This is a genomic window from Acinetobacter sp. 10FS3-1 (assembly GCF_013343215.1).
Classification (GTDB): Bacteria; Pseudomonadota; Gammaproteobacteria; order Pseudomonadales; family Moraxellaceae; genus Acinetobacter; species Acinetobacter lwoffii_C.
This window is the reverse complement of sequence record NZ_CP039143.1, coordinates 840,506-862,832: the sequence shown is the minus strand read 5'-3', so window position 1 is coordinate 862,832 and position 22,327 is coordinate 840,506. Positions and strand designations below refer to the sequence as shown.

Genomic DNA, 22,327 nt, shown 5'->3' with positions numbered 1-22,327 from the left:
ATAATGACAACCGAACTCTTACTTACCATCATTCAACTAGTAATTGGCATATTTTCAGTTGTTATTGTCTTTTTGCTCATTATTCCCAAAAGCCATAAGTCGCTCCCTGAAGCGCAACCTGAACCACGTAGAAAACAACGCGGAGATTTTTCCTATGGAACTGAAGTGATCTTCTACCCCATCTACTGGCTGATTAAAATCATCATCGCTATCTTCAAATAAACTCAAAAACCACTTATTCCCCTCGAATCAACCCCAACTTATTCCACACATCCGGTGTCAAAAACGTCACCACCAATTTATTTAAATCAATATATCGCACCACGCCCTTGAGCTGCTCTTTCACTGCTGGAGTTTTTAGAATTTCTTCACCCGTAATACTGCCCAGTTCCTGAAAACTATTACCAACAGCTGGCAAGCCTTCTGCCTGGATCACTGCTTTTGTTTGCGCAGAACACTGCTCCACCAATATACGCTGTAACACTTGAGCTAGGTTTTTATCAAGCTGCGTTCTCTGCACATCGGTTACATTACTGAATTTCTTTAGCTCAGGATGGGCTGATAAAGCTACAAAAGTCCATTGCAACACCGTCGTCTTATCCGTTGTTGTGGTTGATTTCACCAGACAATCACTCAACTGATCCACCGTTGGCCCGGCTGATGCAAGTTGAGTTGCACCGCATAAGGCAAGTGCCATTACAGCAGCACAGCCCATACGGGAAAATGTGTGACGAACGGCAGTGAATACACTACGAGACATCAGGCAAACTCCTATTAATAACAATGAATTCTTTGTATCACAAACCGCCTCTGTTCACCTGTTATTCATCTGTAAAATAAATATTATTCTTTTACTTAGCTCAAAATTCCATGATTTTAAAAACTATTATTATTCGACCAAAAAAGGTTTCCATTTTCTTATCACTGTCACCTACTTATGCTAAGGTTCTCTAAAACAGTAAAAGTATACTTTTCGAGGGGAAAAACATGTCTAAGCAAATTCTGATGCTGGTTGGCGACTATGCCGAAGATTATGAAACTATGGTGCCATTTCAGTTTCTGACTGGCCTAGGCTATACCGTGCATGCAGTGTGTCCTGACAAAAAAGCGGGAGATAGCATTGCAACAGCCATTCATGACTTTGAAGGCGAGCAAACTTATAGCGAAAAACGTGGTCATAACTTTGCCATTAACTATGATTTTACTGCGGTAAATTCACAGGAGTATGTGGGACTGGTCATTCCTGGTGGACGTGCGCCTGAATACTTGCGTATGAATGATCGTGTGGTCGAGATTGTGCGTGAATTCGATGCAGCACAAAAACCGATTGCTGCAGTGTGTCATGGCGCGCAGCTTTTAGCCGCTGCTGATGTATTAAAAGGCCGTGTCTGTTCTGCTTATCCTGCTTGCGCTGCTGAAGTGAAATTGGCAGGCGGTCAATATGCCGACATTGCTGTTACTGAAGCAGTTACCGATGGTCATCTGGTTACTGCGCCTGCATGGCCTGCTCACCCGGCTTGGATGGCACAATTTGTCAAAGCTTTAGGCGCCACCATTCGCCTTTAATGCTTTATGCCAAAGATTCTAAACTTGCTGGATTCTAAGCGGGTTTAGAATCTTTCCTATCATAATTGCAACTGCTTAAACCTCATTAATCAAAAAACATCTAATTGATTTGCTTCAGCATATTCTTCGCACCACTATGATTGTAGTTAGTCGCCAAGTTTTGCAACACTCGCTTGGCCTGAGCTTTAGAGTTCGGGAAGCGATTCGCATAAGCAGGAATACCATTCAGGCAGCGTGCCACCAGCATTCCCGACTCGGTATATACCCGGGTGCCTTCTGTTCCTTGTAACTTGCCATAATTATAAGCACGCTGCGCATTATTACAGGCATTGTTCAGATTTTTACCGCTATTAATATCACGACGAGCTACCACATAGAGCTTCATCTGCTGCTGTTGTGGCGTTTCCGCTTTACGGCGCGTTACAATTGTAGGCTGTTCTAGAGGTACTTTACTTTCTTGTTTATCTGTTTCTTTTTTATCAAGATCAGCTTTCTCGACCTCTTTCACGGTAGTTTTAGCTTCTGTTTTATCATTGCCCGGTTTTCTGACTTTAGAGGCGGTCTTATTAGCCTGATAAAAATTATGCGCTTCATTCAATGTAAACATCTGTGTCAATAAACGTACTGCCCGCGTGCCCTTCTTATCTTGCTGGCGCTCGGAAACAGGTTCAATCGATACAATCCAGTTTTTTTGTGCTTGGCTCGACAGATGGCACTGATAGGCACCAATCCCTTGGGTGACATAACGATTTTTATTTAGACTGCTTCTTTGGGCATTCTCTTTGACCAGACTTAGGCGGCTTCGATGTAACAGGGAAAACTTCCCGCCCTGTTCATGACAATACTGGCTGAGGACGGTACGGGGATATAAAGATTGTGGTTCCAGATGCTGTCGGGCTGCATCCCATACATAGACATACTCTTTTGCCTGACCATTTTCTAAGTTTAAATTTCTTTTGACAATCACTTCTTGAGGGCTAACAAAAGGGTGCAAAGCCTTGGGTTTCGAGGGCATCATGCTATTACAGCCCGCTAAAATTATTGTACTTATTGTTAGAATAATGAATTTTAATTGCACAGCAAACATCTCAACCCGGATTAAGCTATAACATATAGCAAATACAAAAAAACAACAATCATAAGATATTGATAAATATCGAAATTAAAGTAAAAAATCGCACAGATCATTACCAAAGGTGTTAAGTATGACAACCTTTGTTTTATAAAAATGGATTTTGTTAACATTTTAATGGTTCATTAATCGGACAGATCACTGTATTTAAATTTTAACCCCAACCTGCTCACCTAAAGACCAAAGAAACGAGTTGTTCGGTTATCCATTCTAAATATACTCAAGAGCTTTTTATTATTTTATTGCCTCCCTGAACATTGATTCACTTCTTCTATATCCTCTAGATGAGATTAAAAAATTGAATCATTTCAAATATGTAAAATCCTTATTTTTTATATCCCCCCATTATACAAATTAAACCCCAGTCATACTGACTCTCAGACACTAGATAAGAGAAAACGGTTAAATATCCTGACACTGAGAGATTGCGACCATTGAGCGGCACATAGAGCAGTGACTTTGTTGGCTCATTTTCTCGCTTTTCCCTGAAACAAAACACAAAAAAGGCCAAACTTTGAATGTTTGGCCTTAAAATCAAATATTTTAAAACTCATTTATTTAATATGAGATTCAAATGCTTTCAAACGTTTATAGATCGACAAGAGTTCAATAATCGTCGGCCAAGACATAATCAGGTATTGAAAAGACTCGCGAACTTTGCCAAAAACATTCAGGATTTGCATCATTAAGCCCAGCGTAATCGTGCCCGCAGCAATACTTGGAAACAGAATAAATAATCCGTAAATATTATCGAGCTGCAAATACCAGATCCGCACCATATTGAAATAGGCATAATGGAAATATAAACGGAAATAGTTCCAGCGTACCCGGCTAAAAAGTTCCTGCAAGGTCAAAGGATGGGCGCGATCTTCATAATCTTCACCGTAAACCAGCTCTTTCCGATAGGCAGCTTCTACTTTCTGGTTATTAAATTCCAGTCCTGGCAGCTTCATGCCAACGATTATCAAGATCACCGTTCCCAGTGCTGCCCAACCAATTGATGCCCACACCAAACTATGTTGAATCTCCCCGACAAAAGGCAAAACTTTTACATGCGAGGACAGTTGATACAAAACAGGCAAAAAAGCCATCAATAACATAAGGGATTCAATCAGGGAAACACTGAGCTGCTCGGTGGTCTTGGCAAAACGCATGGTATCTTCCTGAATACGCTGTGATGCCCCTTCAATATGACGCAGTTTTTCCCAGTGTGCAGTGTAATAATTATTCATTGCAGTACGCCAGCGGAATACATAATGGCTGACAAAAAACAGGTTAAAGACTGCCAGCGTGACATAAACCATGGCAATATAAATGAAGGTCAATGCCTCCTGGTAAAGAAACTTTACATCTCCTCCACCTTGACTGAGCATGTTTTGAATCTGGTTATAAAACGGACTGTACCATTCGTTCAGCACCACATTGACCTGTACGCCAAACCAGATATTAAACAGGATAAAAGCTGATCCCCAGACGGACCAGCGCTGCCATGGGTGATGGGCTTTAAACCGCCAAAACAAAGCAAACAAAGTGGTAGCGACAAAGAACCATAGATAAAACCAGATAAATTTCGGGGTCCAGAAGCGGTTAATTCCAATAGGAAGATTTGCATCCTGATACCCTTGTGCCAAGCCGAGATAAACACCCCAGCCTGAACCACCGCTATGCCAAAGGCCGAGATTGATTAGAAACCACAAGACCAGACTGCTGAAAAACCAGACCGGTTGCGGAAAAAATGACTTGAACATAGAGGTATAACTCTCCTTTTATCTCTGGTTCAGAAATGAAGCACAGTGTATTCTTATTTTTAGCTTGAGAACCTGCGACAGCATTATTTTTCAATTTAATGCAAAAAACAACAGATGAATATAAAACATTGATGCATTAAATATAATTTATTTTTTAGATTAAATTTATTCTAAATACAGGGGGTGTTGGCACTTGGTCGAGCTGGGCGACAAAATATATGCTGAGCTAGACGAGACAGAAAGCCCAGTCATTCCTCATGAATGAGCCATCATACTATAGCAGCCCCCTCTTCTTCACTTCAGTCATTCAATTTTATCTTTAGTTTTGGGGCATCTTTGGCTCTCATAATTTTAAGGGTTAAAATAAAGAATTTTTATAGAATGGAAAATTACCGAGATACTATTTTTATCTTTTCTACGTAGCAGATGCGTTTTTAATTTACTGAAATTACTCAGGAAATAATTGATGAAGTTCTCATTTCTTTATAGAAATAGGTGAATTTTCACAAAACATGTTATGATTAGGCCTATAAAAATTCATTGACCGCGGGGAGATAAAAAATGGAAAAATCAGTCATCGAACTGCTGAAGCCTGTAACACTGGAAAAAGAAAACTGCCCTCCTTTGGTATTTGAAACAGGTACAGTTCTGAAAGTCCTGATGCAGACTCCTACCAGCCTGCTGGTGAGCAAGGATGATGATTTTAATTTTACTGTTGCCTTAAAAGATGAAAACAAGATTTGGCGTGTACTTTAAATAAAAATAATCAGCTCGACAGAGACTTTAGTCTGGTCTGAAAGAATTTAATACATTCTCCAGGTTCTGCTAAAGCCAAGGTTTCAAAAATTCTGATCATTGGCTTATAGGGCAAAGCTGCTATGTACAAAATGATAGCTCTACTAAATAGCCAGCAGTATTTCTCACTTTCAGCGTGAATAGCTGGCATGTTCCATTTCGCCAACTGCCTAATATTTTATTTTGCTGTATGGTCTGAAATGATATTGGTCTGCTGTAGATGACTAAACCATCTTCAGGTTCTTTTTAGGATCAACACTTGGCAGGTCTTAAAATAAAAACTTTGCTGTTTGCATTTATTTTGACTCCTGACCCATATCAGGTTCATTAATTAAGTCTCAACTTCATAACTCTGATTTAAAGCCAGAAAAATTTATCTGCTTGAATCAAGGTATTCTATTTTACCTACAATAACCTTAAATAAAAAATCACTTTAAATCGTTAAATTTAAAACATTTTAAAGTTTCAGTTAATTATTTATTATAATTACATAAATATACATTTTTCTAATAAAATAAATAATCATACACTCAGAAAATATAATATTTAAATCGCCTAAATATTTCGAAATTTTACAAAGTAAAGATACACACTAAAAGTGTTTCGTTTCTGCATTGAAGACCGAATCAATAAAAATAATATGTTATAAATCTAGAAGATCAAAAACCAACCAAGTCAAAATTTAATATTTATTTAACCCTATATCAATTACTTAGGCAGATTTATAATGTTCAAGCATTCGGAGCAAGTTATAGAAGATTCATCTGAAGCTTCTTTTTATATGTCGCCAAATACGATTATAAATACTTGCCCATCAGAGATTTATTCTCAAGACTTGGTTTTATTTCTTGATATTGATGGAACAATATCTGAGTTTAACCCTGATCCAGAAAAAAGTATTATTAGTAGTGAAATTATAGATTTACTTAAACAATTACAAACCTACCTCACCCTTATATTAGTTACTGGCCGTTCTATTATACAGGCGCAAAATCTTATCCATCTATTTAAATGGAATATCGCAGGTTCACATGGCCTGGAATTAAGATATCAGTCTGAATTAAAAACGTTAATTCAATTAAATCCAGAACGGCTTCAACAATTAAAAGACTATATTCAAACTCATGCACGGCAGCTTGCCCAACTGAGAATTGAAGTTAAACGCTATTCCGTTGCCCTCCATTTTCGTGAACATCCGGACATGGAACAGGCAGCACATACACTGGCTTTAAACTGCCTGTCTCAGTTTCCAGAGTTTGAGCTGAAACCTGGCAAATATGTCTTTGAACTTGTACCTCAAGGTGCAAACAAAGGCTCAGCCATTCAGCAGATCATGCAGCAATATCACTCCCCCACTGCTTATCCCATTTTTATCGGCGATGACCTGACCGACGAAGCCGGTTTTCAGGCCATTAACGCATTGAAGGGCTGTTCCATTAAAGTCGGCAGCGGAGTAACCGCGGCGCAATACAGATTAGAAAATGTGTCCCAAGTGCAGGCTTTTCTGGAAATATTTTTAACATCACTCAAAGCACAAGAACAACAATTATCGGAGAAATCACATGTCAAAACTCATCGTGTTATCAAATCGTGTGAATCTACCTAACCCAGATAACATGAAAGCTGGTGGATTGGCTGTCGCATTGCAGGATGCTTTGCAGGATATCGGCGGAATCTGGGTAGGCTGGAACGGTTCAAGAACTGAACAGGTCAAGGAGCAAAAATTTCAGATTCAGAAGTTTCAGAATGTCGAATATCATACCAGTCCATTGACTGAGTCCCAGTATCAGGGATTTTATTGTGGTTTTGCCAATAATGCCTTGTGGCCACTGATGCATGATCAGCATCAACTGGTAGATTATCAGCCTCAGGATTTCAAGATATATAAAGAGGTAAATTTACGTTTTGCCAAACACCTGAAACAGATTGCCTCGCCACATGACATCATCTGGATTCATGATTATCATTTTCTCAGTGTGGCACATTATTGTCGCAAGCTCGGCATGCGTAACCGGATTGGTTTCTTTTTGCATATTCCATTTCCGGAATTGAAACTCTGGCAGACGCTTCCTCCTCATCGGGATTTGGCCCATCATCTGGCAAATTACGACGTGCTCGGCTTCCAGACCCCGCGTGACCAGATGAACTGTATTCATTTTCTGGAACAGATGCTGCATCTTGGGCACCGCAATGATGAGATTCTAAATTATCAATCTAGACGGATTAATGTGAAATGTTATCCAATTGGCGTGCATCCGGTACAAATTCAGAAACAGGCGGCAGCCAGTCAGCAGACGGAACTTCCATTCCACTTGACTGAAACGCAACCTTATAAAACTATTATCTCAGTTGACCGAATTGACTATAGTAAAGGTTTAATGGAAAAAATTGGCGCCTTGCAAAGCTTGCTGGAAGATCAACCGGAGTTTAAAGGCCAATTCCAGCAGCTACAGATTGCCTGCCCTTGCCGGCTGGATGTAAAAACCTATCAAAACCTGTATCAACAGTTCCAGTCCGCTGTAGAGCAATTAAATCAGCAACATGGTTCAGCAGACTGGCTGCCTTTTGAGTGTAGTTTTAATACGCTCGGTCATGAAAGCCTGATGCACTTATACCGACATGCTGATATTTGCTGGGTAAACTCCATCCGGGATGGGATGAATCTGGTGGCGAAAGAATATATTGCCGCTCAGGATCCGAAAGATCCGGGCGTACTGATCCTGTCCAAATATGCGGGCGCTGCCGAGCAGATGAAAGAGGCTTTACTGGTCGATCCTTATGATCATGACAGCATGAATAAGGCATTAAAAAAAGCCTTACGGATGTCTAAATCAGAACGTATAGAGCGTTATCGTTATTTGCAGCAAGGTCTTAAAAACTTCGACATTATGCGCTGGCGTGATCAGTTCCTGACCGATCTAAAAAAAGCCCAAAGTTTGCGAATTTACCGTCCGCTGGCTGCGGGGATTTCGACCCAGTTCAGTGTACATGGCTAATCGCTGCACCGTAAAAAAACACCAGCTTTATGCTGGTGTTTCATTTTCCAGTACAGGCAGAGCTGCTTCTGGCTGTTCTACAAGTTGTTGATCCGCAGTCAGATGGTTCAGGATGACAATACTTAACAGGCCGAAGGCCACCACAGTAAAGACCACACTTAAACCGACTATTTCACTCCCAAAACCCACCAGAGCCGGTCCAATTAATGAGCCGGTATAAGCAAAGACTGATACATAAGACAAAGCCACGTGGGAGGCCAAAGTCTTTTGACGGCCTGCACGTGAAAACATCAAGGGAACAATATTGGCACTGCCCAGTCCTAACACCGCATAACCCACCAGCACCATAGGCCAGACAGGTGCAAATACCACAATGAATAAACCTGTTGCTGCCAGCAATGCACTCAACAGAATCGTGGTTTTCTCACCTAAAAACTGAATGAACAAATGTCCGCTAAAACGCCCCAGCACCATCAAGGCAGCGAAAAAGCTATAAGCCAAGCCGGTTTGTGCAGCTGGCAAGCTGAACTCGGTCGCCAAATAAATTCCGCTCCAGTCCATGGCCGCCCCTTCGGAAAGAAAAGCCACAAAACAGATCAGACCAATACCGAGAATGGCCCAGGTTGGACGTGATTTTTTAGTTACTTCATGCGCAGTTTCAGTTATATCTTCCTTCATTGCTGGTGCAGGACGACCCAGGCAAAATGGAATAGCGACCACGGTAATAAGCAGCAAAATTATACTGATAGTTACCGCACCCATTAAAGGCAGCAGGCCGAATCCCATTAAAGTCGTCATCCCCAGCACACCTGCCAGACCACCCAAACTGCATACGCCATGGAAACCAGACATCAGGCTTTTACCCACGTATTTTTCAATTTGAGCAGCCTGAAGGTTGACCGTTACCCCCAGCGCACCAGCACTGGCACCAAAGAAAAATAGACTGATTGCCATAATCAGAGTGCTTGGACTGACTGCCAAAGCCGGTAAAATAAACAGGAATGCTGCAAGAATGACTGCTAAAACCGGACGACAGCCAAATTTATTTGCCAAACGCCCCGCCAGTGGCATAGCCAGCATTGAACCAATGCCCGCGCACAGCAATAATAAGCCAAAATCTGCATGATTCAGAAAAAGACGCTGCTGGGCATAAGGAATAAGCGGTGCCCACGCTGCCGTACTAAAACCCAGACTGAAAAAACATAAAGCCGTTGCAATCTTTTGCCATAGATAGGGTGATGGAGACTGAAGTCGAGCACGTAAAGTTGGATTTAACATGATGTTGTTCCAAAGAAAATTCAGGCATCCATTACCGAGCATCCATAGAAAAACCCCACCTACTTATAGCTTGGAGGTATAAGTAAGTAGGGCTTAATTTGCGTGAATTATATATAAAATGAAATGAAATAAAATAGGCAGAAAACAGATTTTTTAATATTTTCTTACAAGTGTTTGATTGTATAAATTTTATAATTTTATTGTTTTATTTGTAAACAATGATCGGTTTTTCGACTGTCTCCTGAGTCTCTAAATTTTGCAAGAAACTGGCAAAGCCTTCTGTCACTTTTGAGTTCAAACGACTACTGGTCAGCACTCTTAAACGGTTAGACCAGGTGATCTGGACATTTGCCCGTTCCAGACGCTGAATGAACTCTACATCTTCATGGCAAGCCAGCTGTTCAAAGCCTTGGTTTTTTATATATACATCTGATTTAAAACATAAATTTGCACCATGAACATGGTGATGATTCATTCTATTCTGATAATGGTTCAAGTACTTAAAACGGGTTCCCGGACTCAAATGATCCCACTCATCCAGCTCGACTACTCCGCAAATCACCTCAGTGGGTTGATGCTCTAACATGACTTTAAACCAGTCCGGCTGCACTCGAGAGTCTGCATCGGTGCAGCAGATCCAATCACAGCCTTGAGCAATAAGTTGCTGGATGCCTAAATGACGGGTTTTGCCTACACACTGAAAATCACACTGGATGCTTTCAACCGCCATTTTCTGGACTTTTTGCGCAGTCTGATCGGTACAAGTGTCTAAGACGACTAAAATCTTAATCTCAAATAGACTTTCCACTGATTCAAGCGATTGAAAAAATTCAAGTTGGGCTGTTTTTAAGGCCAATAAACAGCGTTCAATATAAGCTTCCTCATTGCAAGCAGGAATGACCACACCGATCTTTTTCATTTCAAGCCCTCTTGCTCTGCCACGGATTGAGCGGCATTTACCCACAGATCGACCAGAAAATCAGCTTCTTCCAGATGTAATACCTGACGATATTGCAAGTTTTCTTTTAAATACGCATGGATGACATCGCCATTAAAATGAAAGTCGACAATCGGGGCGCGCCAATGACAGGCCAAAAGACAGCCCCCAGCGTCGAGCGCCTCATGTAACCATTGTAGTACCTGTTCCAGACTATGCGGGTCCAGATAATATAAAATTTCACTCACCACAATGAGCTGGAACTTCCGCTTTGGCAAGTCCAACGGGATGATGCCTTGCTGTACATTAACATGTTCATAAGACCGCAACCGTTGCCGAGCCATCTCAACCGCCGTGGCATGCGCATCCAGACAGACCAGCTCCTTACTGCGCTGCGCCAGTTCCTGTGCAAATACGCCGTTGCTACAACCAATTTCAATCGCCGAATCAAAAGATGGCTGGGGTAAAATGGCCAGACAAATCTGGCGTTTGCGCTGTTCATACCAACGCTGTTCATAGTGCCAGGGATCACCCTGATTAATACGATAGAGACGATCGAAATATTCCTGCTGATAGGTCAATTTACTGTTCATACAGATAGACCTCCCATGGTTGTAAAAGACGTTGCAGCGCATGACCGGATAGGATAGGCGGCTGTCCAGTCGTCGGGTCCATTTCCAGCTGACTCTTAAAACATTGCGCGGCTCGTCGCTTATGACTTAATTCGGTAGCACTAAGCTGAAGTTTATGGGCAATTTTCCAGTTTATCCGTGCATCACCCGGCTGGGCCCAGTGCCATGCCCAGATCAGCACCTGTATACAAGGCTGCTGCAATTCTGTCGCCAAATCCTGTATCACCTGCGCAGTCCCTTCATGATCAGGATGTCCGTCATGAATAAAGGTCGTCACCAGTACATCATGGGGCTGTAGTTGTGCTTTTAGACGCTGCTTGAGCAGTTCACGCTGTTCAATTACTTCTCCATCCGGAATTTGTAGTGCAATTCGTTCGACATGCTGCTGCAACTTTAGTGCTGCTAAGGCTTGCCGTGTTTCATGTGGCCGAATCTGATCGAGTTGCGCCGGGCTATAAAGACTGGAATCAGGATGACTGGCAGTGCCATTGGTCACTGCAAAAATCGTAACCAGATACCCGGCCTGATCCAGGCGCTGAATCAGACCGCCACACCCCAGAATTTCATCATCCGGATGTGGTGCAATAATACAGACCCGTGACCTCATAGGAACTATGGCCTGAATATCGAATGCAGCAAGCTGCTGCAAGATCGGGCAGGACAGCCATTGCTCTTTAGGCGTCCCCTCTCCGTGAATTACCCGGTCTCCTACGATCTCATGAACTAGAGTTGCCATAAGGTCTGTTCCTCCTGTGCACTCAGTTCACCGATACGCTCCAGATCAAACGCCGCATGACTTTGCCTGATAAACACCGGAAGATCTGCAACCAGACGGGCGAAATGAGCATTTTCACAAAACGGCGTCGCACCTAGCGCTTTGCCTACCGTGTTCAGCACATGAAGTGTACTTGCCTCGACTTGGGCGCGCAGGCTGCGAACTTTCAGTTCATGAGACTGTTCGGGATACTGGTCAATCTGCTGTGCCACTTGATGGAACATGGCACGCGTTGCCAAGAGCTCACGACTGACCTCGCCCAAATACATGGCTGTATAAAGATGGGGCCGGTTTAATACGCCCTGTTTTAAATACTGAGCCACAGCGACGGTGGCCCCATACCAGCATGCTGCCACCCCTGCTGCACCATGCCAGAATCCGGCGCGCTCCAGATAAGCATGCGGTGCTGCGACTGCTTGTACCGCAACCTGATCCAATTCAAGACGGCTGGTGCCGGTATGCTGCATTCCGACTGCATGCCAATGCTGCTGATGATAATGAATACCGGGTTGCAACATATCCAGAATCAGGAGCTGCGACTGATGATGTTCATTTCGACAAGTGACCAAGGCGGAATCTACCCAGGCTGCGGCTGAACACCAAGGCTTGCTTCCACTTAATTTGCCCTGTTCCAGTTGCAGCGGTTGAGGTCCGCCTTCTGCAGCCCAGATTGCCCAGAGCCGCCCGGAATCTGCCGGAATATGAAGTTCATGTAAAATAGCCAGCGCATCCAGATGGGACTCAAACAGTTTGCCCAGGCTTAAGTTGGTCGCAGAAACTTCAGCCAGAATTTGCCAGCGTTTTAAGGTATCGCCCGAGGCAGGCAAAGGAATCTGTTCAGAAAACTGTACCAATTCCTTTAAGGTATGGTGAATACTTTCTTCGAGTTCTAAAGATGAATGTTTAAATTTTTCTAATATTGAACCGAGGTTCATGTAGATTCTTCCTCAAAATGGAAATCGGGTCAGCATCCTCTCCAACAAGCAAAGGGCTGTACTGTCTCTAGGTTTTACACAGGCATCACCTCAATCATTGTTCAATGATTCTGTTTAACCCTATAAATCCTGCTCTACCTCCTCACTCAGCCCTTGCGAAACAGGGAATAGAAGCCGGGGCTTCTATTCCCTGTAAAGTTATGCAGGAATAGTTTCTGCAATCGCTTCACGCATCCACACACGATGGTTCATGATTAAAGTTTTAAATTGATCTTGTACCTTTTCAAACTGTGCACTTACCAAAGTGCCTTCATCACGGCTCAACCGCAGCTCTTCGATCAGCTGGTCTTTATCACCCAGGAAAACCACCGGCTTAAGATGCTTATATGCCTCAAGCAGATAGTGTGTGGCGACTCCATCTTTTAACACCATGTCATGATTATCGCCATCGACAATCACCACAGCATCGTAGGCAATCGAAGGTTCTGCTTTTTGCATGCCATCTGAAGGAATGACTGCACCCTGCTGGCTAAGTACCGGGCCTGAGCGTGGAGTAAGGACATCAGCCACCGCACTTTCTGATTCTGCCCAGGCTTGAACTGCCTTAATACTGGCTTCATTGGCCTGATCATGAGCCAGAATGGCAATTTTTCGACCCTTGATGTCTTGTGGTTTAAAAGCCTCAAAAGACAGGCGCTTGGAAACCACCACCTCTGGCAGTTTAGCCGCCTTTTTCTCGGCTGGAATCTCGATACCTAGCTGGTCTGCGACCTGCTGGGCCAAAGACAAGTCAATATTGCACAGCACATCCAGTACTTCACGTTCCTGAATATGTTTACGCTGGACTTTACTCAGCTCAAACACATAGGCATCTACAATATGCTTCTGTTCATGTGGCTGCTGGCTTTGGTAGAAAATACGCGCATGACTAAAGTGGTCATTAAAAGATGGGCTACGCTGACGGATTTTATGACCGTCAATACGCTCCTGATAGCTTTCAAAGCCACCAGCCTGCGCGCCCGCTGCTTCGGCTGGCCAGTTGTTATCAATTGAGTTTGGCTCATAATTGGCCTGGCCACTATAGACAATACGCTGATGCAAGCCATCTCGCTGGTTATTATGAAATGGGCAGACCGGCTTGTTAATTGGAATCTGGTGGAAATTCGGACCACCCAGACGACTTAACTGGGTATCGGTATAAGAAAATAGACGCGCTTGCAGCAGTGGGTCGTTGGTAAAATCAATTCCTGGTACCACATGTCCGGGACAGAAGGTCACCTGTTCAGTCTCGCCGAAGAAATAATCTACATTACGGTTGAGTACCATACGGCCAAGTGGAGTTACTGGCACTAACTCTTCCGGGATGATTTTGGTCGGGTCCAGCAGGTCAAAATCAAACTTCATTTCATCTTCTTCAGCCACGATTTGCACCCCAAGCTCCCACTCAGGATAGTTTCCTGAAGCAATGGCTTCATACAAGTCACGACGATGAAAGTCCGGGTCTTTTCCTGCCAGCTTTTGTGCTTCATCCCAGACCAACTGCGTCATGCCCTGCTTCGGTGTCCAGTGGAATTTGACAAAGACAGCTTTATTTTCAGCATTAATCAGCCGGAAAGTATGCACACCAAAACCCTGCATCGAACGCAAGCTGCGTGGAATTGCCCGGTCGGACATGGCCCACATCACCGCATGGGCCGTTTCAGGAACCAGAGAAACGAAGTCCCAGAAGGTATCGTGGGCCGTAGCACCGGTTGGTATTTCAGTTTGCTGTTCCGGCTTCATGGCATGTACAAAGTCTGGAAACTTGATACCGTCCTGAATAAAAAATACCGGAGCATTATTTGCCACCAGATCATAATTGCCTTCATCGGTATAGAACTTGGTGGCAAAACCACGAATATCACGTACTGTATCCGCGGAACCACGTGGCCCCTGTACCGTAGAAAAACGTACAAAAACTGGTGTCTGTACGTCAGTACGGGTCAAAAATCCGGCCTTAGTCCATTTGTCATTGCCGGGATAAGCTTCAAAAAAACCGTGCGCTCCAACACCACGTGCATGCACAATCCGCTCCGGGATACGCTCATGGTCGAAATGGGTGATTTTCTCACGCAGAATAAAATCTTCCATGAGCGTTGCGCCGCGAACACCGGCTTTCAGACTGTTCTGATTGTCAGAGATTTTCACCCCCTGATTGGTCGTGAGTGTCTGTTCTGTCGCATCACTACGATATACATCCAGTTGCTCACTTTTCTTATTGGTATTTTGCTTATCTAAACTGCCTGTCGCTGCTATTGGGCTGTTCGCCTTGATTTTCATGATTTTTTCCTTGCCGAGATCGAGTTTAATGAAAGTATTCTTGGTTCTATCTCAAATTTGCTTGAGTCTGGTTCAATAGGCGGCGGGTTCAATAAAAAATTCCGGAGGTCTGCTATCGCTGCTGGGCTGAGTCAATTGTGCTAAGCCTCAGTTTTTTTTGATAGTATCCTTAAACTTTAGATCGTTTTCTTATCGACTTCGCCTTTGCTCCCTACCTTAACGGTATTTATAAAATCAGAGTGATGACTCTTTGTAGTGCATTGTTTAATAAAGGCGTTGTTGTGTTATTTTTTTAATACACCCCAAGATCAAGCAAGAAAGTCGGCTTAAACTGCAAGTTTGGAGTTATTCACATAGAGATTAAGCCTTTGTTTTAGTTGAATTTAAAATATTAAAATAACTGCGGTTACAATCTTACTCTTAGGCTATACACAAGACCTAAACTTTAAGTTCTTCATTCCTATAAAATTTATGGGATGGCGTAACTTAAGTTATACAGCCCGTGCTAATCCTGTGGTGATAAGCGGTTTCAGACGCTTTTGATCGAGCGGACTCAGCCCATTGAGGGCTTAAATCAGTAAGAAAGTGAACAGTTGATAAAAATAGATATTTAGATTTTTTTTAAGGAGTCACATTATGGGTTCTTCAAACACAGATGCACAGATCATGAAGATTGATATTGGTATCTCCGAAGCTGACCGTGCCAAAATTGTAGAAGGCTTATCCAAACTGCTGGCAGATAGCTATACATTGTATTTGATGACACACAATTTTCACTGGAATGTGATCGGTCCGCAATTTAACAGCCTGCATACTATGTTTATGACGCAATATACCGAGCAGTGGAATGCGCTAGACCAGATTGCAGAAAGGATTCGTGCGCTGGGTTTTGCGGCACCGGGAACATATAAAGAATTTGTCAAACTGACTTCGATCCAGGAAGTTGAGGGCGTCCCCAACGCAGAGCAGATGCTCAAGTATCTGGTGACAGCGCATGAAACCACTGCACGTACCGCCAGAGAGCTATTTTCAGTGGTAGATGAAGTCAATGACCAACCAACTGCTGATTTACTGACTCAACGTCTGGATGTGCACGAAAAAACGGCATGGATGCTCAGAAGTACCTTAGGCTAAGCACAGCCCCTATTTATAAATAATTTAAAAACTATAAACCCTAAGAATTATCCATTTTCCAAACACCCGAATGTCATCATTCGGGTTTTTTTTAGTCTTGTTGACTGGGCAAATCAAAGCAGGACAATAAAAATCTCTATCTGTTGAGTACGCTGCAAAAGCTTCTTATCGAAAAATCTGCAATAAAATAGTCTGGCCCAACCATACCAAAAATAAAAAATACCTTATGCAGGGATAAGGCAATCTTCAGTCAGGCACTTAGCCGTGCGAGCATCAGTGCAGATAATCGTCCAGCTCTACCCGCTTTATTTAAAATAGTTCAGGGGCAATTTTAAGTAAGACACGCCATTGGCTTCTGCCTCAGGAAACTGCCCGGCTTTCATATTGATCTGGATCGCTGGCAGAATCAGCTTGGGCATACTCAACCCGGCATCTCGCTGATTACGCATCTGTACGAATTCAGCCTTAGGCGTGCCCTCATGAATATGGATATTCTGGGTTTTCTGGGTCCGAATATCGGTTTCACAGTGATAGGACTGGCGTGTTTCAGGCAAATAGTCATGGCACAGAAACATTCGGGTATTTTCTGGAAGCTGATACAGCCTTTGCACCGAATCAAACAGTATTTCTGCACTGCCACGCGGAAAATCACAACGTGCGGTTCCATAATCCGGCATAAACAGCGTGTCCCCCACAAAGACTGCATCCCCAATTACATAGCTCAGACAGGCCGGTGTATGTCCCGGTGTCGGAATATTGTAGGCTTGCAGTGTTCCGATCTGGAACGACTCATGATCTTTAAATAAGTAATCAAAGAGCTGCTGGGCATTGAACTGTTTAATATCCAGATGATAGATGGCCCCAAAGGTGTCCTGCACAATGCCAATTTTTTGGCTCATGGCAATCTTGCCGCCCAACTCTGCTTTCAGATACTGCGCAGCAGTCAGATGATCGGCATGCACATGGGTTTCCAGAATCCACTCGACGCTTAATCCATGCGCCCTGACATAGGCAATAATCTGATCGGCATGCGTGGTTGCGGTGCTGGCCGAAGCGGCATCATAATCCAGCACACTATCAATAATGGCGCAGCTTTGCGTTGCAGGATCACTCACCACATAACTGAAGGTATTGGTATCTTCATGAAAAAAATCCTGGACGACGGGTCTGTTAGACATATTTAAGCTCCTGCCCATTTACGATGAATCCATACACCCAGCATCATCGCAACAATAAAATAAAGTATCTGATAATGTCCCAGACCAATCAGGGTAAAACTGGGTGCCGGACATACGCCTGCAATGCCCCATCCTATACCGAAGAGTAAACTGCCAGAGATTAGTTTGGGATCAATCTGCTGATTTTTCGGCAAATCAATCGGTTCATTAAAAATAGTTTTTGGAGCCTGGCTTCTAACTGCTTTCTGAAAAGGAATAAAAGCGACTGCAATTGCACCCATCATAACAAAAGCCAGACTAGCATCCCAGTCACCAAACACGTCCAGAAAATCGAGTACTTTTTCCGGATTGGACATGCCAGACAGCATCAATCCAACAGAGAACAGGGCACCAAAAACAAAGGCCAAGATATTTTTCATTTTAAAATGCTCCTGTAACATGGCGAATGATATAAACGATCACAAAACCAGCAAACATAAAAGTCAGTGTGGCAATGATAGAACGTCTGGACAGACGGCTGATTCCACAGATCCCATGCCCACTGGTACAGCCTGAACCCAATCGCGTTCCAAAGCCAACCAGCAAACCCGCAATGATCATCATCAGTGGGCTGGCATTCAGTTCAATATCAGGCTGGACAAATAATCCGTACAGGAATGGGGTAAGCACCAAGCCCGACATAAACCAGAGGGCCGGTGTTTTAAACAGGGTTTGAGGATTTAATACCTGACTAATCAGGCCACTAATGCCGGCAATACGGCCATTCACATACAAATAGCCCACCACCGAAACTCCGAGCATCAAGCCGCCGAGAAACGCGATCAGAAAATCATGCATAACACGCCTACCAATTCAATATATATTTTTATATTATATAAAATTAGATATTAATCAAGCTTTCTATGCTATTATTCTGTAAATACGCTGCTGTAGAGGAGCACAAGCTATTTCCATGAATATCGCACAAAATGCCAAAATTGATTTTTCTCAGGTAGATACAGTGACCAACTGCTTAAAAGTCCTGTCCAATCCTGACCGGTTGAGAATTTTATGTGTGCTGGTCGATGGCGAGCTGAATGTACAGCAAATCGAGGAATCTACCGATATTCATCAGCCGACCCTGTCACAGCAGCTCACGGTCTTGCGCAAAAATAACATCGTGAATACCCGTCGTGAAGGTAAACAGATTTTTTATCAGGTCTCCGACCCTAACGTGCTGGTGATTATGCAGACGCTCTATCAGTTGTATTGCGCCGTTTAATGCCCGCATCCGGTGAAGACATTTTTAATGAATCCAGAAGGAAATAATCAGTAAGATACCGGTAAAGATGGTAAATAAATTCAACCAGACCGGCTGCCGGGTTTGATAGCCTTCAATAAATTCAGCAGGATTAAGCGATTTGAGACCTGTGCGATATTGTAAAATCGAGCCGATATTGACCAGCAGGCCAAAGACAATCACAGCAATCCCTAGCCATTCTGTATAAACAATTTTATGCTGATAGTGAACTGGATCAATCAACTGAACCAAGAGATTAGATTTTTCAATCACGAAACCAAAAGCAATTAAGGCCAGACCACTACGGTTCCAAGCCAGAGCGGTGCGTTCTAAAGCAAATAAAACCCGCGGATCCTGTAGGTTTGACATATTTATTCCTCCTCTATTTCCTGAACTGGCTCAGCTCGGGTATCGCTTTCCATCCGTCCATCGACCAGCCGGATGGTGCGCTCACAAGGGGACAGACAGCCATGGATCATGTGTTACCCATAGTACCGCATAGTCTCGCTTGCGATGTACTTGCAAAACAGCTCGAATATGTCTGCTGCGGTTTGCGCAGATTTCTGGGTCGGCTCATCTGGCAGTAACGAGGCAGCATGAACCATTAAGTAAGGCCCGCAAAAAGGCGACACCTTGCTGCTGTCCGCCACCAGCAGTACAGGAATCATCAAAAGCTTATAGGGGCTGGTTCGCGATGGCATCTCCGGTTAATTGTTAATGGTATATTTTGATTAGAAAAACCGATAATCTTTTTTGTATGTTTTAATTCATACCCAGTTTTGCTCAGATTTAGATGCATTTTCTGGATATCTGTTCTTAATTAAAAACAGGCTAATGCTTAGGGCTGCTCTGGTCTCAATTGTGTTTCGCCTCCGTTGCTGATGATTAGCTTTGTGCAGTGCTTCAAGTCAGAATTGTGCAAAATTCCCTGATCCTATAATCTGCTTGAGATGCTTCTTCAAGTAACTCGGAATCCTCCAGTTTTTGTTCACAACTTGCAGTTAAACAATCGGTATATTCCATACTATGTGCTGGGGGTAAAAAAACAGCCCGTTGGCTGTTTTTTTTGATTCCTTGCGTTCAGGCACTAGCACGACGACGTTCCACCTTAGTCGATGGCGCATCCTGCATATCTTTCACCAATTCAACATTAAAACGGATGTATTGGAATGCCTGATCTAAACCACGACGCTGAATTTCAGCAGGATCTGTCACCTCAACGGCACTAGCAACCAGCCCCTCACGGGTCGCAAAGGCAAAGTCATCCCACAAGTACTGGTCACCCTCAATATTAAACTGCGTGGTTAATTTACGGAAACCCGGTGCAGAAACAAAATAATGCACATGGGAGGGTCGATTGCCATGGCGTCCGAGCTTGTTCAGCAAGGCTTGCGTGGTGCCTTGGGGTGGACAGCCATAGCCTACAGGCATCGTGGTTTGTGCCACATACTTCCCTTCAGTATCGCTAAAAATAGTCCGGCGCAAGTTAAATTCAGACTGTGATTTATCAAAGAATGAGTAGTTGCCTAAACCGTTAGCATGCCAGATTTCTACTTTGGCATTTTCAATGATATTGCCTTCAGTATCACTCACTGTCCCTTCAATAATAAGAGTATCAATCTGATGAGACTCTGAACCATCATCCATACGGGCAAACCCGACCGATTCAGGCGCACCTGCTACATAAAGTGGCCCTTCAATCGTACGTGGTGTGCCCCCTGTCACCCCGGCCTTAGCATCCGCCTGATCGGCACGTAAATCCAGATAATGTTCTAGTCCCAAACCGGCAGCGAGTAAGCCCAGTTCATTGGCTTTCCCTGCATCGGTTAAATATTCCAGGCCTTTCCAGACTTCAGAGGCTTGAATATCTAAATCTTCAATGGCTTGAAATAAGTCTGCCAGCAAACGCACGACTATTTGTTGCACACGTGAATCGACAGGGCCGGTGGCAGTCGCTACATTCATTTTTTCACTAAAGCATCAATCTCTTGACGATTCATCTCACTCTCCTTAGTTCTTGCTTTGGCCAGTGCCTGTTTGCCCTTGGCACGGTGATAGTCTTTATAAAAGGTCAATACTTCAGCTGGTTCTGCATCCCCATCGACCTGTTTTGTGAGTTTTTTTATAAAATAACGGGCTAAAATATCTTTAAATATGCTTAAACAACGCTGAACGTGACTGTCCACCGGCACCATCGGCAGCACTTAAGAAACGTTCAGTATGAATATCCCGCTCAAATAACCGGCTTTGCATTAAGGTAGAAATGGCAGCATCAATCATGACCGGTGGACCACATAAATAGGCTTTGTGTCCAGCACAACGCTGTTCAAAATAGTCAGCAACCGCTTCATGGACATAGCCGGTGAAACCGATCCAGTGATCTTCTGCTTTAGGTGCATTCAAGGCAGGAATATAGCGGAAGTTTGGATAATCCTTAATCCATTGTTCAAACAGCTCACGGTTATAGAGCTCGGCTAAATCACGCGCCCCCTGGAACAGGTAAATGGTGCGAGTATCACCGGATTCGAGTAAGTCCAGAATCATGGATTGCGGACTCGACAAACCAGAACCGCCGGCAATAAAGATTGCATCCTGTTGATCTGATTTACGCACAAAGAACTGTCCATATGGTCCGGAGATTTCCAGCTCATCGCCTACTGCCAGTTGCTCATGTACATAAGTGGTTGCACTGCCGCCCACCACATGGCGAATATGCAGTTCAATCACACCGGGCTGGCTGGGTGCATTGGCAATCGAAAAAGCACGTGTCCCTTCAATATCTGGGAACTGCACATTAATGTACTGTCCCGCCTGAAATTCCATGTCCCGATCTAGTTGTAAACGCAGGCCTTTAATGGTCGGGGATAAATCGCGGATGTCTAGCACTTTGGCATGGTAGTCCTGTACCAGATAACCCAGAAAATCTGGATCTTCATCGACATCGGCTTCAATTACCATATCCGACTCAGGCTTACAGCAGCATGCCAGGACCTTCTGCTCTTCACGCTCCAGATCCATTAAGGCAAAGGGTGAGGCTTCGCCCACATCATAATAACCGTCCGTCACCTGCACTTTGCAGGTACCGCAGGTGCCATGCCCGCAGGCAAATGGTAACCACACGCCCTGACGTAAAGCGGCATCTAAAATGGTTTGATCTTCTTCAACTTCAATGGTGGTGCCAATTGGCTCAATTGTGACCTGATAGCTCATCTGTGACCTCCTGTCTTAAACATGCGCACCCTGATAACCCTTTAATCCTGGAGTTACAAAGCGAAGTAGAGATTTATGATCGAAACCAATTTCTGCCAGCGTCTGTTCCGGGCGTGGCTGAATGGCTTGTTGATTCAGCTTAAATTGCACTTCGTCCCAGTTAATGTGTTCAAAGTCAGGATGCTGATGAAAACCCGCCTGCATTTGCTGATCCAGAAACTCCTGAAAAGTCTGCTGCGGTGAAACCAGCATGGCATGGGCGGCACAATATAAGGTGTGATGATCCCAACCCACATAAATCAAAATGTTATCGCCATAGTGTTTTTGTAGATCGCGTGGTTCAAAGTCGTAATCTGGGCGAATAGCGCGTATTGCCATGGTCATTCTCCGTATTGGGGGTGGTTTGAGCCCTA

At 43.7% G+C, this 22,327-nt stretch carries 22 protein-coding genes and 1 pseudogene; 7 read left to right on the top strand and 16 right to left on the bottom strand.

Annotated features, from left to right (window positions below):
- The first annotated feature begins 3 nt into the window (after positions 1-3).
- The gene (locus E5Y90_RS04015; RefSeq protein ID WP_174659478.1) at positions 4-222 is read left to right on the top strand and encodes a hypothetical protein; all 219 of its coding nucleotides are present in this window, start codon (positions 4-6) and stop codon (positions 220-222) included.
- Between the two features lie 13 nt (positions 223-235).
- On the opposite strand, the gene E5Y90_RS04010 is transcribed toward E5Y90_RS04015, so the two are convergent.
- A complete protein-coding gene (locus E5Y90_RS04010; RefSeq protein ID WP_174659477.1) occupies positions 236-760 on the bottom strand; it encodes a hypothetical protein in 525 nt (174 codons plus the stop codon).
- A gap of 227 nt (positions 761-987) precedes the next feature.
- Here E5Y90_RS04010 and E5Y90_RS04005 point away from each other — a divergent pair, with 227 nt between their 5' ends.
- Positions 988-1,566 (top strand): DJ-1/PfpI family protein, encoded by a 579-nt coding sequence (locus tag E5Y90_RS04005; protein WP_174659476.1) that lies wholly within the window; start codon positions 988-990, stop codon positions 1,564-1,566.
- Positions 1,567-1,666: 100 nt separating this feature from the next.
- On the opposite strand, the gene E5Y90_RS04000 is transcribed toward E5Y90_RS04005, so the two are convergent.
- Together E5Y90_RS04000 and sbmA are read right to left on the bottom strand one after the other, a co-directional pair.
- Positions 1,667-2,584, bottom strand: a complete 918-nt coding sequence (locus E5Y90_RS04000; protein ID WP_228723975.1) for a hypothetical protein — start codon at positions 2,582-2,584, stop codon at positions 1,667-1,669.
- Between the two features lie 668 nt (positions 2,585-3,252).
- Entirely contained in the window at positions 3,253-4,446 is a 1,194-nt protein-coding gene (gene sbmA, locus E5Y90_RS03995; protein WP_174659474.1) for a peptide antibiotic transporter SbmA, read from the bottom strand.
- Positions 4,447-5,007: 561 nt separating this feature from the next.
- Here sbmA and E5Y90_RS03990 point away from each other — a divergent pair.
- The 3 genes from E5Y90_RS03990 (at position 5,008) to E5Y90_RS03980 (ending at position 8,237) form a co-directional block, all read left to right on the top strand.
- Positions 5,008-5,202, top strand: a complete 195-nt coding sequence (locus E5Y90_RS03990) for a hypothetical protein (RefSeq protein WP_151206490.1) — start codon at positions 5,008-5,010, stop codon at positions 5,200-5,202.
- Between the two features lie 763 nt (positions 5,203-5,965).
- Positions 5,966-6,847, top strand: a complete 882-nt coding sequence (gene otsB / locus E5Y90_RS03985; protein WP_373688399.1) for a trehalose-phosphatase — start codon at positions 5,966-5,968, stop codon at positions 6,845-6,847.
- Entirely contained in the window at positions 6,804-8,237 is a 1,434-nt protein-coding gene (locus tag E5Y90_RS03980) for an alpha,alpha-trehalose-phosphate synthase (UDP-forming) (protein ID WP_174659472.1), read from the top strand. The genes otsB and E5Y90_RS03980 overlap by 44 nt, the downstream gene beginning before the upstream one ends.
- Before the next feature lie 27 nt (positions 8,238-8,264).
- On the opposite strand, the gene E5Y90_RS03975 is transcribed toward E5Y90_RS03980, so the two are convergent.
- The 6 genes from E5Y90_RS03975 to katE all read right to left on the bottom strand — a co-directional run bounded on the left by E5Y90_RS03975 (position 8,265) and on the right by katE (position 15,113).
- On the bottom strand, positions 8,265-9,515 hold the full coding sequence (locus E5Y90_RS03975) for an MFS transporter (protein WP_174659471.1): 1,251 nt from the start codon (positions 9,513-9,515) through the stop codon (positions 8,265-8,267).
- A 205-nt stretch (positions 9,516-9,720) separates the two neighbouring features.
- Positions 9,721-10,434: a glycosyltransferase gene (locus tag E5Y90_RS03970; protein ID WP_174659470.1), complete on the bottom strand. Its 714-nt coding sequence runs from the start codon at positions 10,432-10,434 to the stop codon at positions 9,721-9,723.
- Positions 10,431-11,045: a class I SAM-dependent DNA methyltransferase gene (locus E5Y90_RS03965; RefSeq protein WP_174659469.1), complete on the bottom strand. Its 615-nt coding sequence runs from the start codon at positions 11,043-11,045 to the stop codon at positions 10,431-10,433. The genes E5Y90_RS03970 and E5Y90_RS03965 overlap by 4 nt, the downstream gene beginning before the upstream one ends.
- Positions 11,035-11,820 carry a PIG-L deacetylase family protein gene (locus E5Y90_RS03960; protein ID WP_174659468.1) on the bottom strand — a complete coding sequence of 262 codons (786 nt, stop codon included), beginning with the start codon at positions 11,818-11,820 and terminating at the stop codon, positions 11,035-11,037. Before E5Y90_RS03960 ends, E5Y90_RS03965 begins: the two co-directional genes overlap by 11 nt.
- Complete coding sequence (locus E5Y90_RS03955) at positions 11,808-12,794, bottom strand: acyl-CoA dehydrogenase family protein (protein ID WP_174659467.1); 987 nt, start codon at positions 12,792-12,794, stop codon at positions 11,808-11,810. The genes E5Y90_RS03960 and E5Y90_RS03955 overlap by 13 nt, the downstream gene beginning before the upstream one ends.
- A 198-nt stretch (positions 12,795-12,992) precedes the next feature.
- Positions 12,993-15,113, bottom strand: coding sequence for a catalase HPII (gene katE / locus E5Y90_RS03950; protein WP_174659466.1), 2,121 nt, complete (start codon positions 15,111-15,113; stop codon positions 12,993-12,995).
- Positions 15,114-15,749: 636 nt separating this feature from the next.
- On the opposite strand from katE, the gene E5Y90_RS03945 reads away from it, so the two are divergent.
- Entirely contained in the window at positions 15,750-16,247 is a 498-nt protein-coding gene (locus E5Y90_RS03945; RefSeq protein ID WP_174659465.1) for a Dps family protein, read from the top strand.
- Positions 16,248-16,552: 305 nt separating this feature from the next.
- On the opposite strand, the gene E5Y90_RS03940 is transcribed toward E5Y90_RS03945, so the two are convergent.
- Genes E5Y90_RS03940 through E5Y90_RS03930 form a run of 3 tightly spaced genes read right to left on the bottom strand, consistent with a single transcriptional unit; the run spans position 16,553 to position 18,262 of the window.
- The gene (locus E5Y90_RS03940) at positions 16,553-17,425 is read right to left on the bottom strand and encodes an MBL fold metallo-hydrolase (protein WP_174659464.1); all 873 of its coding nucleotides are present in this window, start codon (positions 17,423-17,425) and stop codon (positions 16,553-16,555) included.
- A 2-nt stretch (positions 17,426-17,427) separates the two neighbouring features.
- Positions 17,428-17,844, bottom strand: a complete 417-nt coding sequence (locus E5Y90_RS03935) for a YeeE/YedE family protein (RefSeq protein WP_151204253.1) — start codon at positions 17,842-17,844, stop codon at positions 17,428-17,430.
- A 1-nt stretch (position 17,845) separates the two neighbouring features.
- Positions 17,846-18,262, bottom strand: coding sequence for a YeeE/YedE family protein (locus E5Y90_RS03930; RefSeq protein ID WP_174659463.1), 417 nt, complete (start codon positions 18,260-18,262; stop codon positions 17,846-17,848).
- A gap of 115 nt (positions 18,263-18,377) precedes the next feature.
- On the opposite strand from E5Y90_RS03930, the gene E5Y90_RS03925 reads away from it, so the two are divergent.
- Positions 18,378-18,686 carry an ArsR/SmtB family transcription factor gene (locus tag E5Y90_RS03925; RefSeq protein WP_151206510.1) on the top strand — a complete coding sequence of 103 codons (309 nt, stop codon included), beginning with the start codon at positions 18,378-18,380 and terminating at the stop codon, positions 18,684-18,686.
- A gap of 24 nt (positions 18,687-18,710) precedes the next feature.
- On the opposite strand, the gene E5Y90_RS03920 is transcribed toward E5Y90_RS03925, so the two are convergent.
- The 4 genes and pseudogenes from E5Y90_RS03920 to E5Y90_RS03905 form a co-directional block, all read right to left on the bottom strand.
- On the bottom strand, positions 18,711-19,073 hold the full coding sequence (locus tag E5Y90_RS03920) for a YidH family protein (RefSeq protein ID WP_151206512.1): 363 nt from the start codon (positions 19,071-19,073) through the stop codon (positions 18,711-18,713).
- 711 nt (positions 19,074-19,784) lie between these two features.
- Positions 19,785-20,704 (bottom strand): annotated as a pseudogene (gene catA / locus E5Y90_RS03915) (catechol 1,2-dioxygenase).
- A 148-nt stretch (positions 20,705-20,852) separates the two neighbouring features.
- Positions 20,853-21,914, bottom strand: coding sequence for an NADH:ubiquinone reductase (Na(+)-transporting) subunit F (locus E5Y90_RS03910; RefSeq protein WP_174659462.1), 1,062 nt, complete (start codon positions 21,912-21,914; stop codon positions 20,853-20,855).
- 15 nt (positions 21,915-21,929) lie between these two features.
- Positions 21,930-22,292 carry a phenol hydroxylase subunit P4 gene (locus E5Y90_RS03905; protein ID WP_151206516.1) on the bottom strand — a complete coding sequence of 121 codons (363 nt, stop codon included), beginning with the start codon at positions 22,290-22,292 and terminating at the stop codon, positions 21,930-21,932.
- Positions 22,293-22,327: the final 35 nt, after the last annotated feature.